A 946-nucleotide genomic window follows, 5' to 3' on the forward strand; every position below is an offset into this window, starting at 1 on the left:
GGCCTACCTGGCCTCGGTGGCCCCTGACAGGAGGCTCGCGGTCGATGTCGGGTGCGGTAACGGTCAACTGACCAAACGCCTCGCCGCGCATTTCAGCACGGTGGTCGGGCTCGATCCCAGTGGGGATCAAATCACCCACGCCGTGCCGCAGGAAAACGTGAGCTACGCCAGTGCATCGGCGGAAGCCCTGCCGCTTCCAGGCCGCTGTGCCAGCCTGATTACTGCCGCACAGGCTGCGCACTGGTTCGACCTGCCCAAGTTTTATAGCGAGGCCCGCCGGGTGGCGGTACCGAATGCGATTCTGGCGCTGATCAGTTATGGCGTGCTGCACCTGGACGGCCCGCTGGGGGCTCGCTTCGAGCAGTTCTACTGGCACGAGGTCGGCCCGTACTGGCCCGCAGAACGCAAGCTGGTGGACAGCGGCTACGCAACCCTCGATTTTCCCTTTACCGAGTTGGAAGGCCCCTCGATCGCCATTCACCTCGAATGGTGCCTCGAAGAGTTTCTCGGCTATGTCTCGACCTGGTCAGCGGTGCGCAGCGCCAAGGAATCCGGGCGAGAGGAAGTCCTTCATCGCTTCGCCACAGACCTCGCCGAGCTATGGGGTGACCCCGCGATCCGGCACTCGATCACTTGGCCCATCAACATGAGGATTGGACAATTATGAGTGCCCCTGTCAGTGGGACTCACCCACAGCGAATCCTTCGTTGAGGGCTGCACCCGTTCCTCTCGACGGCGCAGCGCACGGTGGGCATCCATGTCCATGTCAGCCACGTCGCCCGCTACGCCGATTGAGATGGAAGTGACTGCTAATGTCGAGCTCACCGCCATCGAAGGTAAGCCACTGGTTTCAAGGTCGGGATAAAGTGGGGGCAATCAGCGAAGTTACCCACCGCTGCGCAATCATCGATCTCTACAGAGGTTCATCCAGCGTCTTGAGGCGAAG

General features: G+C 61.6%; 1 protein-coding gene. It reads left to right on the plus strand.

Features of this window, described 5'->3' with window-relative positions:
* Nucleotides 1–667, plus strand: a 667-nt coding sequence (locus ACTV8E_RS20685; protein WP_443200699.1) for a class I SAM-dependent methyltransferase, incomplete at its 5' end; no start/stop codon positions are given.
* Nucleotides 668–946 lie beyond the last annotated feature (279 nt).

Origin of the sequence: Pseudomonas sp. B392_1p (assembly GCF_052245235.1) — a bacterium.
Classification (GTDB): domain Bacteria; phylum Pseudomonadota; class Gammaproteobacteria; order Pseudomonadales; family Pseudomonadaceae; genus Serpens; species Serpens gallinarum.